Below are 14,430 nucleotides of genomic sequence, written 5' to 3'. Positions count from 1 at the left end.
CGACGGGTTCCTGTTTATCAAGTGTTCGGCAGCGTTGTGGCTGCTGATGGGTCCGGGCTACCAGGGGCGCGCTGAAAATGGCGCACCTGAATCTGGAAACCATTGCGTAAACCAATGTAGAGGCTTTCACCGGGTTCAAGCCCTGCGGCTTGTGCCCAGTGGGCCAGGTCGTCCTGTTCGAAGCCAAGCCAGAGGTCGCCACAGGCCTCGCGGGCCCAGCTCTGGTTATGGCGGCACAACTCGGTAATCAACAAACTGCCGCCGGGTTTGACCCGCTGCGCCAGTTGCTTCAGCGCGTCGGCCGGGGCGGCCAGGTGGTGCAGCACCATGTTCAGCACCACGCAGTCGGCGGTCAGCCGCGCGCTTTCTTCATTTAAGGCATCGGCCAGTTGTAATTCAACGTTGTTCAGGCCGTCTTGCTCACAGCGTACGCGGGCCAATTCAAGCATGGCCGCGCTGTTGTCCAGCGCCGTAACACGGGCGAAACGCTTGGCCAGCTCGGGCAAAAAACCACCATCGCCGGGGCCGATTTCCAGCGCTGTGGCCCCGCGGCTGAAGCCAAGTGCGTCGAGCAGGGCGAGCACGCTGTCGCGGTATTGCGGCAGGCCGGCGATCAAGTCCTGCTGGGCCTGAAAGTTCTCGGCCATGCGGCTGAAAAAATCCTGACTGGCGGCGGCGCGTTGGCCGTGAACGGCGGCGATGCGGGTTTGTACGTCGGCCGGCAGTTCCAGGTTGTCGACTTCATCCAACAACGCGCTGTGCAACAGGCCGCCCAGGCGTTCGGCCGGAGCCAGGGCACGGCGGTAGAAAATGGCATTGCCTTCGCGGCGCGTGGCAACCAGCCCGGCCTGGGCCAGCACCTTCAAGTGGTGGCTCATGCCGGACTGGCCGGTGGCGAAAATTTGCGCCAGCTCCAGTACGCCAAACGAGTCGTTGCTCAGCGCGCGCAACACGTTCAACCGCAGCGGATCACCGCCGGCCTTGCACAGGGCGGCCAGCTCATCGGCGGGTTCGAAACGCAGTTGGGGGACGCGCATATTCATAGGGTGCGCAGTCTAGTCGGTCATTTTTTATCCAGCAACACCAATATCAAAAAGTTTTGATATTGCGCGCCGAGGGTCGTCGAAGGGACAAAAGCGGCCCGGTTCGACCATCTGTGATTGCCCCGCACTACCGGCCTGGGCGAAAATGGCCGCCTTTTTGTGAACAGCCCTACCCAGGAGATTAGCGATGCCCAGCCGTCGTGAGCGTGCCAATGCCATTCGTGCCCTCAGCATGGATGCCGTGCAGAAAGCCAACAGCGGCCACCCCGGTGCACCGATGGGTATGGCGGACATCGCCGAAGTGCTGTGGCGCGACTACCTCAAGCACAACCCGAGCAACCCTGAGTTCGCCGACCGTGACCGCTTCATCCTGTCCAACGGCCACGGCTCAATGCTCATCTATTCGTTGCTGCACCTGACCGGTTACGACCTGTCCATCGACGACCTGAAAAACTTCCGCCAACTGCACAGCCGCACCCCGGGCCACCCGGAATACGGCTACACCCCTGGCGTAGAAACCACCACCGGCCCACTGGGCCAAGGCCTGGCCAACGCCGTGGGTTTTGCCCTGGCGGAGAAAGTGCTGGGCGCGCAGTTCAACCGTCCTGGCCACAACATCGTCGACCACCACACCTACGTGTTCCTGGGTGACGGTTGCATGATGGAAGGCATTTCCCACGAAGTGAGTTCGCTGGCCGGCACCTTGGGCCTGGGCAAGCTGATCGCTTTCTACGATGACAACGGCATCTCCATCGACGGTGAAGTGGAAGGCTGGTTCACCGACGACACGCCCAAGCGTTTCGAGTCGTACGGCTGGCAAGTGATCCGCAACGTGGACGGCCACGATGCCGAAGAAATCAAGATCGCCATCGACACCGCTCGCAAGAGCGCGCAGCCGACGCTGATCTGCTGCAAAACCGTGATTGGCTTCGGTTCGCCAAACAAGCAAGGCAAGGAAGACTGCCACGGCGCTCCGCTGGGCGCCGACGAAATCGCCCTGACCCGCGCCGCGCTGAGCTGGAACCACGGCCCGTTCGAAGTTCCGGCCGACATCTATGCCGAGTGGGACGCCAAAACGGCGGGCGCTGCCGCCGAAGCGGAGTGGAACAGCCGTTTCGACGCTTACGCTGCCGCTCACCCGGAACTGGCGAGCGAGCTGAAACGCCGCCTGGCCGGCGACTTGCCTGCCGACTTCGCCGACAAGGCCGTTGCCTATATCAATGAAGTGGCGAGCAAAGGCGAAACCATCGCCAGCCGCAAAGCCAGCCAGAACGCGCTGAATGCATTTGGTCCGCTGCTGCCGGAATTCCTCGGCGGCTCGGCTGACCTCGCCGGCTCCAACCTCACGCTGTGGAAAGGCTGCAAAGGCGTGAGCGCCGAAGACGCTGCTGGCAACTACATGTTCTACGGCGTACGCGAGTTCGGCATGAGCGCCATCATGAATGGCGTGGCCCTGCACGGCGGCTTCGTGCCGTATGGCGCCACCTTCCTGATCTTCATGGAATACGCTCGCAACGCTGTGCGCATGTCGGCGCTGATGAAAAAGCGCGTGCTGTATGTGTTCACCCACGACTCCATCGGTCTGGGTGAAGACGGCCCGACGCACCAGCCAATCGAGCAGCTCACCAGCCTGCGCACCACGCCGAACCTCGACACCTGGCGCCCAGCCGACGCGGTTGAATCGGCCATCGCCTGGAAGCACGCCGTTGAACGCAAAGACGGCCCGAGCGCGCTGATTTTCTCGCGCCAGAACCTGCCGCATCAAAACCGCGACGCCGAGCAACTGGCCAACGCCGAGCGCGGTGGTTATGTGCTGAAAGATTGCGCGGGCGAGCCTGAGCTGATTCTGATCGCCACCGGCTCGGAAGTTGCCCTGGCCGTTCAGGCTTACGACAAGCTCACCGAGCAAGGCCGCAAGGTGCGCGTAGTGTCCATGCCGTGCACCAGCGTGTTCGACGCCCAAGACGCCGGCTACAAGCAGGCCGTGTTGCCGCTGCAAGTGGGCGCGCGTATCGCCATCGAAGCCGCCCACGCGGACTACTGGTACAAGTACGTCGGCCTGGAAGGTCGCGTAATCGGCATGACCAGCTTCGGCGAGTCGGCCCCCGCTCCGGCGTTGTTCGAGCACTTCGGCTTTACCGTGGAGAACATCCTCGAGCAGGCTGGCGAGTTGCTGGAAGGTTAAGAGCCGGCTCTGCACTCGCCGTCCTCACGCAGGTGGATTCAGTCGTGTCGTCCAATCGATAAGCCTGGATTCCCGCCTGCGCGGGAATGACGGGTGTTTGGAGTGAACCCAAGGCTGACTGCTAACCCCCTCCGCTTTACCCGACGTGAGCCTGTCCATGTCCCAGCGTCCTTACAAAGTTGCCCTCAACGGTTATGGCCGCATTGGTCGTTGCGTACTGCGTGCGTTGTATGAGCGTGGCGCCAAGGCCGGTTTTCAGGTGGTGGCGCTGAATGATCTGGCGGATCTGGCCAGCATCGAATACCTCACGCGCTTCGACTCCACCCACGGGCGCTTCCCCGGTGAGGTGCGGATTGAAGGCGATTGCCTGCACGTAAATGGCGACAACTTGCTGGTGCTGCGCAGCGCCACGCCTGAGGGCATCGACTGGAAGGCGCTGGATGTCGACCTGGTGCTGGAATGTTCCGGCGTCTACAACACCCGCGCCGACGGCCAGCGCTTTATCGACGCCGGCGTGCCGCGTGTGTTGTTCTCGCAGCCGATGGCGAGCGAGGCGGATATCGACGCCACCATCGTCTACGGCGTTAACCAGCAACAGCTAACGGGCCACGAGACGTTGGTCTCCAACGCCTCGTGCACCACCAACTGCGGCGTGCCGTTGCTGAAATTGCTCAATGAAGCGGTGGGTCTGGAATATGCATCCATCACCACGATTCACTCGGCCATGAACGACCAACCGGTGATCGACGCTTATCACCACGAAGACTTGCGTCGCACGCGGTCGGCGTTTCAATCGGTGATTCCGGTGTCCACCGGCCTGGCTCGCGGTATCGAGCGTTTGTTGCCGGAACTTGCCGGACGAATTCAGGCCAAAGCCGTGCGAGTGCCGACGGTGAACGTCTCGTGCCTGGACATCACCCTGCAAACTGCGCGTGATACCGATGCACACGAGATCAACCGAGTGCTGCGCCAAGCGGCGGAAAGTGGGCCATTGAAGGGTTTATTGGCCTACACCGAATTGCCGCACGCCAGCTGCGATTTCAACCACGACCCGCATTCCGCGATTGTCGATGGCAGTCAGACCCGCGTTTCCGGCCCACGGCTGGTGAACCTGCTGGCCTGGTTCGACAACGAATGGGGTTTCGCCAATCGCATGCTCGACGTGGCTCAGCATTATCTGGACGTCGCTGCTTCACCTGTTTCTGTTGCACCTGTTTCCAAGCCCCTTTGATCAACCAGCCCGGGAAGGACTGCGCCATGACCACCCCTCTTGTACAAAAAATGAGCGATCTGGATCTGAAAGGTAAGCGCGTGCTGATTCGCGAAGACCTTAACGTGCCCGTCAAGGACGGCGTGGTCACCAGCGATGCGCGCATTCTCGCCTCTTTGCCGACCATTAAACTGGCCCTGGAAAAAGGCGCGGCCGTCATGGTGTGCTCCCACCTGGGGCGTCCGACCGAGGGCGAATTCAGCGCCGAGAACAGCCTCAAGCCAGTGGCCGACTACCTGAGCAAGGCCCTGGGCCGCGATGTGCCGTTGGTAGCCGACTACCTCGGTGGCGTTGACGTGGCACCGGGCGACATCGTGTTGTTCGAAAACGTGCGCTTCAACAAGGGCGAGAAGAAGAACGCTGACGAGCTGGCCCAGCAATACGCCGCCCTGTGCGACGTGTTCGTGATGGACGCCTTCGGCACCGCCCACCGCGCCGAAGGGTCGACCCACGGCGTGGCCAAGTTCGCCAAAGTGGCCGCTGCTGGCCCGCTGTTGGCTGCCGAACTGGACGCGCTGGGCAAAGCCCTGGGCGCACCGGCCAAACCGATGGCTGCGATTGTTGCCGGCTCGAAAGTGTCGACCAAGCTCGACGTGCTCAACAGCCTGAGCCAGATCTGCGACCAGTTGATCGTCGGCGGCGGCATCGCCAACACCTTCCTCGCGGCCGCCGGTTACCCGGTGGGCAAGTCGCTGTACGAACCCGACCTGCTCGACACCGCCAAAGCCATCGCCGCCAAGGTCAGCGTGCCGCTGCCGGTGGACGTGGTGGTTGCCAAGGAATTCGCGCAAACCGCTGAGGCCACCGTCAAGGCCATCAGCGACGTGGCCGACGACGACATGATCCTCGACATCGGCCCGCAAACTGCCGCGCTGTTCGCCGATTTGCTGAAGTCGTCGAAAACCATTCTGTGGAACGGCCCGGTTGGCGTGTTTGAATTCGACCAGTTCGGCCACGGCACCAAAGCCCTGGCCCTGGCGATTGCCGAGAGCCAGGCGTTCTCCATCGCCGGCGGTGGCGACACCCTGGCGGCTATCGACAAATACGGTGTGGGCGAGCAGATCTCCTACATTTCCACTGGCGGCGGTGCGTTCCTCGAGTTCGTCGAAGGCAAAGTACTGCCCGCTGTGGAAGTGCTTGAGCAGCGCGCGAAGGGCTGATGCGAACCATGCGCCTGCTCGCTCCGTTGTCCGTTGTTGTCCTCGGCGTATTGCTGCAAGGCTGCAGCAGCGCGCCGGAGCAGAAGGTCACGCCGGATAAACCGCAACAGGCGCAGCAGGCTGGCGAGCCAAGCTGTTATCAAACCAGTTGGTGGGCAGAAACCTCTGCGGTGATCTACCGTCGATTCGACGAAGAACACCGCCCGCAGCCGGCCCAAGGCGATAACCAGCCGGCGGCGGCCATGGAGGAATGCCCGTAGCGGATTCCCGCGCGGTCTGAGCCGTTACGTAGGAGCAACTATTTCAATGGCCCCACGGTCATTGCTAATACCCCTCCCGCGTAAAGGAAGACCCGCCATGAACCGCTACTGCGCCACGCTGTTGTCTGCTTCGTTGTTAGTGCTGTTGACCGGCTGTGCCGGCGGTGGCGCGACGAGTACGTGCGAAGTATTGAGCCCTGCTCAGATCAGTCTGCCGACCAATCAGAACGATCAACGGGTTGAGGCGCAAAGCACCGGCGAGCCACCAATGACTGACAGTCACGAGCAAAACTGCCCCTGACCGAACGAACCCGGGCAAGCAACGCTGGCCCATAAGGAGTGTGGATGAAAGGCGTTATGGGCCGATTGGCCCCCGTATTGCTTGCTGCCAGTGCTGCATTGACCGGCTGTGCCAGCTCGCCATCGGGTGAGCAGTGGACCACCTGGACCTGCGACAGCCAAGCCAAAGTCCTGTGGCGGTATGCCGACAGCCAGCAGAAAGCGGTCGACGTGCGCCTGGGCGGCGGCGATGTGGTTTATCAGCTGCAACAGGAACCTGTCGAGACCGGGGCTTTCTATAGCAGCGATGTGCTGGCCTTTCACATAAAAGGACAGGAAGGCCTGCTTTACTGGGTCGCCAACGACGACTTGATTGGCCGGGGCTGCAAAGCCCAGTGAGATTTCACAGGGCAAGTGGGCCTAACGCAGCGCCTTCTTCGCCTATACAATGCCCGCAGTTGCAGGCTTGCACGAATTAACTAGCGAAACCGGGAGATAGTTAAACCATGGCACTTATCAGCATGCGCCAGATGCTGGACCACGCCGCCGAATTCGGCTACGGCGTTCCAGCTTTCAACGTCAACAACCTGGAACAGATGCGCGCCATCATGGAAGCGGCTGACAAGACCAATTCCCCGGTGATCGTCCAGGCTTCGGCCGGCGCACGGAAATACGCAGGTGCACCGTTTCTGCGTCACTTGATCCTGGCGGCAATCGAAGAGTTTCCGCACATTCCGGTGTGCATGCACCAAGACCACGGCACCAGCCCTGACGTGTGCCAGCGCTCCATTCAACTGGGCTTCAGCTCGGTGATGATGGACGGCTCGCTGGGCGAAGACGGCAAAACCCCAACCGACTACGACTACAACGTGCGCGTTACCCAACAGACCGTGGCCATGGCTCACGCCTGCGGTGTGTCGGTTGAAGGCGAGTTGGGCTGCCTGGGTTCGTTGGAAACCGGTATGGCCGGTGAAGAAGACGGCATTGGCGCTGAAGGCGTGCTGGACCACAGCCAGATGCTCACCGACCCGGAAGAAGCCGCTGACTTCGTCAAGAAAACCCAGGTCGACGCCCTGGCCATCGCCATCGGCACCAGCCACGGCGCGTACAAGTTCACCAAGCCGCCTACCGGCGACGTACTGGCTATCGACCGCATCAAGGAAATCCACAAACGCATCCCCAACACCCACTTGGTGATGCACGGTTCTTCCTCGGTGCCGCAAGAGTGGCTGGCGATCATCAACCAGTACGGCGGCGACATCAAAGAGACCTACGGCGTACCGGTTGAGGAAATCGTTGAAGGCATCAAGCACGGCGTACGCAAGGTCAACATCGACACCGACCTGCGTCTGGCTTCCACCGGCGCCATGCGCCGCCTGATGGCGACCAACCCGAGCGAATTCGACCCACGCAAATTCTTTGGCGAAACCGTCAAAGCCATGCGTGACGTGTGCATCGCCCGTTACGAAGCGTTCGGCACCGCCGGTAATGCCTCGAAGATCAAACCGATCTCCCTCGAAGCGATGTACCAGCGCTACGCCAAAGGCGAGCTGAACGCCAAGGTGAACTGAGTTCGCTGATGCGTTGATTGCTTGCTGAAAAGCCCGCCGTTATGGCGGGCTTTTTTGTGGGCGGCAATCGCGGCTAAAGCCGCTCCTACAGGTATTGCGCAGTCTGTGGGAGCGGCTTTAGCCGCGATGCTTTTTACTTTTTGGCCGCCACCGCCGGCGCCTCGCCTACGTGGTCAATCTTCAACACATAAAACGTCGCCGCGCCGGCTTCGGTTTCGTAGCCGCTGTTGTCCTGGGTATAAACCCCGGCCTTGAAGTACAGCGGTTTCGGCGCCCAGGTTGGGTCCAGCTTGGTCGACCACTGCGCGCCGTTCACCGTTACCGACAATGAGCCCTTGGGCGTCAGGTGCAGGGTGTAGGTGAAGCGTTGGTCCAACTTCACGCCGCTCAATACGGTGATCACCTGGCCTTCTTCATCGGTCGGCGCGGTGCGAACTTTGGCGACGATGTTGGCGGTCGCGGTTTTGGTCTTGTATTGGAACTCCAGCTTCACCATCGGCTTGGAGCTGCCATAGGCATGAATCTGCCCGATCACTACTTTGCCGGTTGAAGGCACTTGGGTGACGGCCACGGCGGCGCGCAGGAAGTTGTCGGCGCTGGGGTAGGTCCAGTTGCGCAACTTACCGTCGGGGTAGGTTTCGCGCAGTTCGCTGCGCGGGTAGCTGGCGCTGTCGGTGACGGTGCCGTTGACCGGCGCCCAGAAAATTATCGAACCGTTGTCCGACTTGAAGTAGTAGTCCTGATAGCCGCCCACCAGCAGGGGCGTCTGTATAGTGGTGGCCGGAACGCCAACGGGAATGGACAGGTTCCAGGTTGCAAGGTCGATCATCAGTGTTCTCCGCGGGAGCGGTGGTTTCGGTGCAACTCAACGGTGTTGTCCGGGTGTCCCGCGGGCTGTTTATCGTGCGGCGTCTGCTGCCCTTGAATGCCTTTCGTCGTGCCCGCGCTGCCATGAAAACGGCGGCCGTTGCGCTCGCCCGGCACGCAGTGGGGGCAAGTGCTTGATGCGCTTGATCGCCGAGCAAAAGCTGGCGTTTTGCCGCGCCAGTCGCCTCCGTTAAACTGGCGATCCGCCGCCGACGAACAACCCGCCATGCCGCCGCTCAAATACCTGCAAGCCTACCCGCCAAACCTGCAAGAGCAGGTGCAGCAGCTGATTGCCAGCAATCGCTTAGGGGATTATTTGCAGCAGCGTTATCCGGGCAAGCACGCGGTGCAGAGCGACAAGGCGCTGTACAGCTACACGCTGGAATTGAAGCAGGAACATCTGCGCAACGCGCCTGCGATCGACAAGGTGCTGTATGACAACCGCTTGGACCTTACCCACCGTGCGCTCGGTTTGCACACCGCCATTTCGCGGGTGCAGGGCGGCAAGCTCAAAGCCAAAAAAGAGATTCGCGTCGCCTCGCTGTTCAAAGACGCGGCGCCGGAATTTCTACGCATGATCGTGGTGCACGAGCTGGCCCATCTCAAAGAGTCAGACCACAACAAAGCGTTCTACAAGCTCTGCGAATACATGCTGCCGGGCTACCACCAGCTCGAATTCGACTTGCGCGTGTACCTCACCTGGCGCGACCTCGCAGGCCGCGAAGCCAGCTAAGCTTTGTGTTCGTGCAGCAGCACGTTGAGCTGGTCGACGTAAGGCGCCCAATCCGCATCATCACGAATGCCCTCACGCAAAAACGCTTTCTGCGCGGGGGTCCAGAAACTCGCTTCCGACACTTTTACTTCATCCGGCAGCGGTGAATGGCTGGAGATGAATGCGGCGATTTCCTGAGGCTCGGAGGGCAAGCCCAGTTGTTCGAACAGGGTGGGCAGGCTGTGCACTGGCAATTCCATGAGATGTCCTCTCGTAGCGAAGCGTTGTAAAGGTGGGACTGCCTGGGTCGGGCGCCGGTTCAACCTGCGTTAAGACCATGGGGTAAGCGTTTCCAGGAATCGAGGCTGAAGCCTCTCCTACAGAAATGCGCTGTCTTGTGCGAGAGGCTTCAGCCTCGATGGTTTTGGAGTCAGCGATAGTTGCGAAAAAACACGTCGACTAGACGGGCGGCCAATGGGCAAACCCCGTGATAGCGATTAGCCTGTATTGCCTGAGGTTCGCGCGGAGTAGGGTTTCATGTCGGCAGTGATGATGAGTAGCTACGCCCGCTATCGCCAGGTGGTGACGGAGTTGATGTCTGGCGAGGAGCAACTGCCGAGCCTGCCGGCGTTGACGCTGGAAATACGCAAAGCCCTGCGCAGCCCGGACATCAGCCTCGAAGTGCTGAGCAAGCTGGTCAGCCGCGATCCGGCGCTCGCCGCCTTGCTGATCAAGTACTCCTCCAGCCCGCTCAACCGCACCCGTCGCGGTCCGAAAACCCTCAAAGACGTGATGCAGGTACTCGGCGTCGGCCAGGTGGACCGCATCACCATGGTCCACAGCATTCAAAGCCTGTTCACCTTGCACAGTGCCGCGCATAAAAAACTGTTTCTCGAAGCCTGGGAACGCCTGATTTTGCAGGCCTGCATCTGCGCGTTTCTGGCCTCACGCGCCAGCCATATCCAACCGGAGCAGGCATTGCTGGCGAGCTTGATGAGTGAGCTGGGTTCGTTGGCGATTTTGTCCGCGTTCAAAGAAGATGCCGTGCCGTCGCGCGAGCTGTACCTGGAGCTGTGCCGCGAGTACAGCAAATCGCTGGGCATCATCCTGTTGCGCAAGTGGGCGGTAGACGCCGAGCTGGTCGAGATCGTGCGCCACAGCGGCGATTGGAGCGAGCGCAGCACGGACTACCACATGGAGCTGATCGACTTGGTCAACCTGGCGCGCTACCACCGTCTCAAAGGCTTCGACCATGTCAGCGACCTGCCGCCGCTGCAAAGTCTGACTGGCTTTGGCAAGTTGCTGCCGCCCTACAACCAGCTCGACATCAACGGCGGCCTGCAACTGATCAGCGTGCACCGTCAGGAGATTGATGCATTAGCGGAAATGTTGCGGTAACTCACTTTCACCGTCATCCCCGCGAAGGCGGGGATCCAGTATGGCTCGGCAAACACGTCTCTCGAAAATTCCGCAGTTCCCGGCGGACCGACGCCTACGCGGAAATGACGGTGGCTTGCTGAGTGGGACCGTTAATCAACCCGGCGCGTTAATGCTCACCGGATCACGCAACACATGTGCCGCCAACGTGCGCAACGGGCTCAACTGGCGGCAAATCAACGCCAATTCGCTCTGCACCAACCGCTCGCGGTCGTCCATTTCCTCCGGCAGTTGCTCCAGCTCTTTAGCCAGGTTTTCCTCGGCATCGCTGTGCACCACCACGGGGGTTTTCTGCGCCAGGTTCTGCGCCACTTCGTCCAGGCTGGCCGCCAGCGTGGCCGCGGCCTGGCTGATCAGCCCCGGCTCGGCCGCGCCCGGCAGCGGTTCGCCACGGTGCGCGCCCAGGGCCGACAGGTAGCTGAGCAAGGTGTGCGAGAGCACCAGAAAGCGGAAGCCCACGTCGGCTTCCTTACGGAAGTGCCCCGGCTCCATCAGCATATTGGCCAGCGTGCTCGACAGCGCCGCGTCGGCGTTGTGGGCGTTGCGTCGCGCCAGGCGATAGGTGAGGTCGTCGCGCTTGCCGGCGGCGTACTGCAGCATGATTTGCTGCAGGTAGCGGCTGTTGCAGATCAGCGTGTTGGCCACGACCTGGTTCAGGCGTCGGCCCTGCCAGTCCGGCAAGATCAGGAACACCGCCAGGCCGGCGATCAGCGCGCCGAGCAGGGTGTCGACCAGGCGCGGCACGATCAGGCCGTAGCCGTCGCCCACCTGGTTGAAGCAGAACATGATCATCAGCGTGATGGCGGCAGTCGAGAGCATGTAGCGCGTGGCCCGGTTGACGAAGAACACCACGCCGGCCACCACCGCGAACATCGCTTGAATCAGCGCGCCGGGGAACAGGTCGAACAGCGCCCAGCCCAGAATCAGCCCGATCACCGTGCCGCCGATCCGCTGCATGAGTTTTTTGCGCGTGGCGCCGTAGTTGGGCTGACACACGAACAGCGTGGTGAGGATGATCCAGTAACCTTCCTCAGGGTGAATCAGGTGCAGCATGCCGTAGCCAACGCTCAAGGCGATGGACAGGCGCAGCGCGTGGCGGAACAGCAACGAGGTGGGCGTCAGTTGCAGGCGGATGCGGCCGATGATGTCTTTGAACGAACGCGGCGACCGGTCGAGCAAACTGCTGTCTTGCTCCTCGGCCAGGGCGTCGGGGTTGTTGGCGTTGCTGAGCAGGTTGTTCAGCGTGCCAAGGTTGCTGGCCAATGCCCGCAGCGAGCGCAACAAGCTGCGCCAGGCCGGGTTGCTTTGGATGCGCAAGTGTTCCAGCGAGGCTTGCAAGTCGGCCAACGCCTGGCTGGAGTGGCCGCCGTAGTCGAAGCTCTGGCGCAACTGAATGGCCTGGCCCAGGCGCTGGCAGGCTTCGCCTTGCTGGCGCAGCAAGCGTTGGCAGCGGAACAGCACGTCGCTGTGGAAGAACGCTTCGGCCAATTCGTTGTACGGGTAGTGCGAGGAGCTGGCGCGTTCGTGGATGTCTTGCGCCATGAAGTACAGCTTGAGGTAACGGCTGATTTTCTGCCCCGGCCGCGCGCTGTCGACCCGGTTCAAAATGATCTCTTTGCTGGCATTCAGCGCCGCCACCACCTTGCCGTTTTGCTTGGCCAGGGCCAGGCGTTTGTCTTCCAGGTCCACGCCGCGCAGCGGCTCGAACAGCGCCGACTTCAGCTTGAGAAAACGCCCCAGCTCACGGAACAACACGGCCAGGCTTTGCTGCACCGGCTGATTGGAAAACAACGCCTGCCACACCACCGACAACAGCCCGTACCACGCGGCGCCGGCCACCAACAGCATGGGCTCGTGCCAGAAATTGACCTGGGCGCCGTCGCGCTGATCGACGCCGATCATGGTGTACACCGACAGAATCAGCGTGGCTTGGGCGATGCGCGCATAGCGCTCACCCAAGGCGCCGAGCATGGTCAGGCAGAAACTGGCCACTGCCATCGACGCGGCAAATACCCAGGGCAGCGGGAACAACAGTTCCACCGCCACCGAGGCCACGCTAAAACACGCCAGGGTCACCAGCAGCGCATTGAGGCGGCCTTGCCAGCTGTCGTCGGTTTCAGCCAGGGCGCTGGCGATAACGCCGAGGAACAGCGGAATCAGCTGGTGCATGGCGTCTTGGGTCCAGCACAACGCCATGATGCCGGTGAGGGCGATAAAGGCCCGCACGCTGTAGCTGAATTTGTCCTGCGCCCAGAGACGGCGGAGGGTTTGGCGAATAGTGGACGCTGGCATCGTGGGCAGACAACCTGACTGGCGATACGTTGATTAGAACGGATAAGCCCGGCTGTGCGAACCGCCGTTACGATTTTTTAGCGAAAACGGCAGCGGTCACACAGCGCTGTGGCGCGTGAAGAGTGGTTGGACTCTCGCCGCGCCATGAAGTCACGTGGTGCTTAAACGAATTGCGCCGCCGCGTAGGCCGAGGCCCACGCCCACTGGAAATTGAAGCCGCCCAAGTGGCCGGTCACATCCAGCACCTCGCCGATAAAGTACAGCCCCGGCGACTTCAGCGACTCCATGGTTTTTGACGACACCTCTTTGGTGTCGACGCCGCCCAGGGTCACTTCCGCCGTGCGATAACCCTCGGTGCCGGCGGGCACCACTTGCCAGTTGGCAAGCTGTTCGGCGATTTGCGCCAGCTCGGCCGGCGTGTATTGCTTCATCGGCTTGGACACGAACCAGTGCTCTGCCAACAGCGTCGCCATCTTCTTGGTGAACAGCTCGCCGAGCAGGGTTTTCAGTTCGCTGTTCGGGCGCTCGGCCTGTTGCTCGTTGAGCCAGGTCGGCACGTCGTGGTCGGGCAGCAGGTTGATGCTGATGGCCTGGCCGGGCAGCCAGTACGAGGAGATCTGCAAAATCGCCGGGCCGCTGAGGCCGCGATGGGTGAACAGAATGTTTTCCCGGAAGCTTTCATCGTTGCAGCTCACCAGGCAATCCACCGAGGTGCCCGACAACTCGGTGCACAGGGCTTTGAGCTGATCGGTAATGGTGAACGGCACCAGGCCGGCGCGCGTGGGCAGCAGGTTGTGGCCGAACTGCTTGGCCACTTGGTAGCCAAAGCCGGTAGCGCCGAGCGTGGGAATCGACAAACCGCCGGTGGCGATGACCAGCGATGTACATGTCACTGCGCCGATGCCGGTTTGCAGCAGGTAACCGGCGTCGCTTTTTTCAATTTGTGTGACGGCGGTGTTCAGGTGCAACTGCACGCCGCTCTGGTCGCATTCGCTGAGCAGCATCTCGAGAATGTCGCTGGCCTTGTTATCGCAAAACAGCTGACCGAGTTTTTTCTCGTGGTACGGCACGCCGTGCTTGCTCACCAGTTCGATAAAGTCCCACTGGGTGTAGCGCGCCAGGGCCGATTTGCAGAAGTGCGGATTCTGCGAAAGGAAGTTGGCAGGCTCCGTGTACATGTTGGTGAAGTTGCAGCGTCCACCGCCGGACATCAGGATTTTCTTCCCGGCCTTGTTCGCGTGGTCCAGCAGCAGCACCGAACGGCCGCGCCCGGCTGCCTGCATGGCGCACATCAAGCCGGCGGCGCCCGCGCCAATAATCACCACATCCGAAACCTGCACCACGCACCTCGAAA

Annotated in this window: 14 protein-coding genes; 9 read left to right on the top strand and 5 right to left on the bottom strand. The window is 61.4% G+C overall.

Translation table 11 applies throughout. The annotated features are described in order from the left end of the window. Positions 1 to 17: 17 nt before the first annotated feature. A complete protein-coding gene (locus AC0IW7_RS16595) occupies positions 18 to 1,043 on the bottom strand; it encodes an ArsR/SmtB family transcription factor (RefSeq protein ID WP_471819474.1) in 1,026 nt (341 codons plus the stop codon). Between the two features lie 187 nt (positions 1,044 to 1,230). Here AC0IW7_RS16595 and tkt point away from each other — a divergent pair, with 187 nt between their 5' ends. The 7 genes from tkt to fba all read left to right on the top strand — a co-directional run bounded on the left by tkt (position 1,231) and on the right by fba (position 7,768). Continuing rightward, on the top strand, positions 1,231 to 3,228 hold the full coding sequence (tkt, locus tag AC0IW7_RS16590) for a transketolase (RefSeq protein WP_471819472.1): 1,998 nt from the start codon (positions 1,231 to 1,233) through the stop codon (positions 3,226 to 3,228). Positions 3,229 to 3,385: 157 nt separating this feature from the next. Then, on the top strand, positions 3,386 to 4,459 hold the full coding sequence (epd, locus tag AC0IW7_RS16585; RefSeq protein WP_471819471.1) for an erythrose-4-phosphate dehydrogenase: 1,074 nt from the start codon (positions 3,386 to 3,388) through the stop codon (positions 4,457 to 4,459). Positions 4,460 to 4,485: 26 nt separating this feature from the next. Beyond that, positions 4,486 to 5,658, top strand: coding sequence for a phosphoglycerate kinase (locus tag AC0IW7_RS16580; RefSeq protein ID WP_471819469.1), 1,173 nt, complete (start codon positions 4,486 to 4,488; stop codon positions 5,656 to 5,658). 8 nt (positions 5,659 to 5,666) lie between these two features. Then, positions 5,667 to 5,918 (top strand): hypothetical protein, encoded by a 252-nt coding sequence (locus AC0IW7_RS16575; RefSeq protein WP_471819468.1) that lies wholly within the window; start codon positions 5,667 to 5,669, stop codon positions 5,916 to 5,918. Between the two features lie 97 nt (positions 5,919 to 6,015). Beyond that, positions 6,016 to 6,219, top strand: a complete 204-nt coding sequence (locus tag AC0IW7_RS16570) for a hypothetical protein (protein WP_463540798.1) — start codon at positions 6,016 to 6,018, stop codon at positions 6,217 to 6,219. Positions 6,220 to 6,263: 44 nt separating this feature from the next. After that, positions 6,264 to 6,596 carry an MliC family protein gene (locus tag AC0IW7_RS16565; RefSeq protein WP_471819466.1) on the top strand — a complete coding sequence of 111 codons (333 nt, stop codon included), beginning with the start codon at positions 6,264 to 6,266 and terminating at the stop codon, positions 6,594 to 6,596. A 107-nt stretch (positions 6,597 to 6,703) separates the two neighbouring features. Beyond that, entirely contained in the window at positions 6,704 to 7,768 is a 1,065-nt protein-coding gene (gene fba / locus AC0IW7_RS16560) for a class II fructose-bisphosphate aldolase (protein ID WP_463540799.1), read from the top strand. 133 nt (positions 7,769 to 7,901) lie between these two features. Here the strand turns inward: fba and AC0IW7_RS16555 are convergent, their stop codons facing one another. After that, entirely contained in the window at positions 7,902 to 8,597 is a 696-nt protein-coding gene (locus AC0IW7_RS16555; RefSeq protein ID WP_471819464.1) for a polysaccharide lyase family 7 protein, read from the bottom strand. Positions 8,598 to 8,861: 264 nt separating this feature from the next. Between AC0IW7_RS16555 and AC0IW7_RS16550 the strand changes: the two genes are divergently transcribed. After that, positions 8,862 to 9,368 (top strand): M48 metallopeptidase family protein, encoded by a 507-nt coding sequence (locus AC0IW7_RS16550; protein WP_471819462.1) that lies wholly within the window; start codon positions 8,862 to 8,864, stop codon positions 9,366 to 9,368. Here the strand turns inward: AC0IW7_RS16550 and AC0IW7_RS16545 are convergent. After that, the gene (locus AC0IW7_RS16545; RefSeq protein WP_471819460.1) at positions 9,365 to 9,607 is read right to left on the bottom strand and encodes a DUF2789 domain-containing protein; all 243 of its coding nucleotides are present in this window, start codon (positions 9,605 to 9,607) and stop codon (positions 9,365 to 9,367) included. The genes AC0IW7_RS16550 and AC0IW7_RS16545 overlap by 4 nt on opposite strands. 277 nt (positions 9,608 to 9,884) lie before the next feature. On the opposite strand from AC0IW7_RS16545, the gene AC0IW7_RS16540 reads away from it, so the two are divergent. Continuing rightward, positions 9,885 to 10,745: an HDOD domain-containing protein gene (locus tag AC0IW7_RS16540; protein WP_471819458.1), complete on the top strand. Its 861-nt coding sequence runs from the start codon at positions 9,885 to 9,887 to the stop codon at positions 10,743 to 10,745. A 135-nt stretch (positions 10,746 to 10,880) separates the two neighbouring features. Here AC0IW7_RS16540 and yccS read toward each other — a convergent pair whose 3' ends face one another. Together yccS and AC0IW7_RS16530 are read right to left on the bottom strand one after the other, a co-directional pair. Then, the gene (gene yccS, locus AC0IW7_RS16535; protein WP_471819457.1) at positions 10,881 to 13,076 is read right to left on the bottom strand and encodes a YccS family putative transporter; all 2,196 of its coding nucleotides are present in this window, start codon (positions 13,074 to 13,076) and stop codon (positions 10,881 to 10,883) included. 161 nt (positions 13,077 to 13,237) lie between these two features. Then, on the bottom strand, positions 13,238 to 14,416 hold the full coding sequence (locus AC0IW7_RS16530) for a BaiN/RdsA family NAD(P)/FAD-dependent oxidoreductase (RefSeq protein WP_471819456.1): 1,179 nt from the start codon (positions 14,414 to 14,416) through the stop codon (positions 13,238 to 13,240). Positions 14,417 to 14,430: the final 14 nt, after the last annotated feature.

The organism is Pseudomonas sp. AC229 (assembly GCF_979254655.1).
This window is presented reverse-complemented; position numbering and strand designations above follow the sequence as displayed.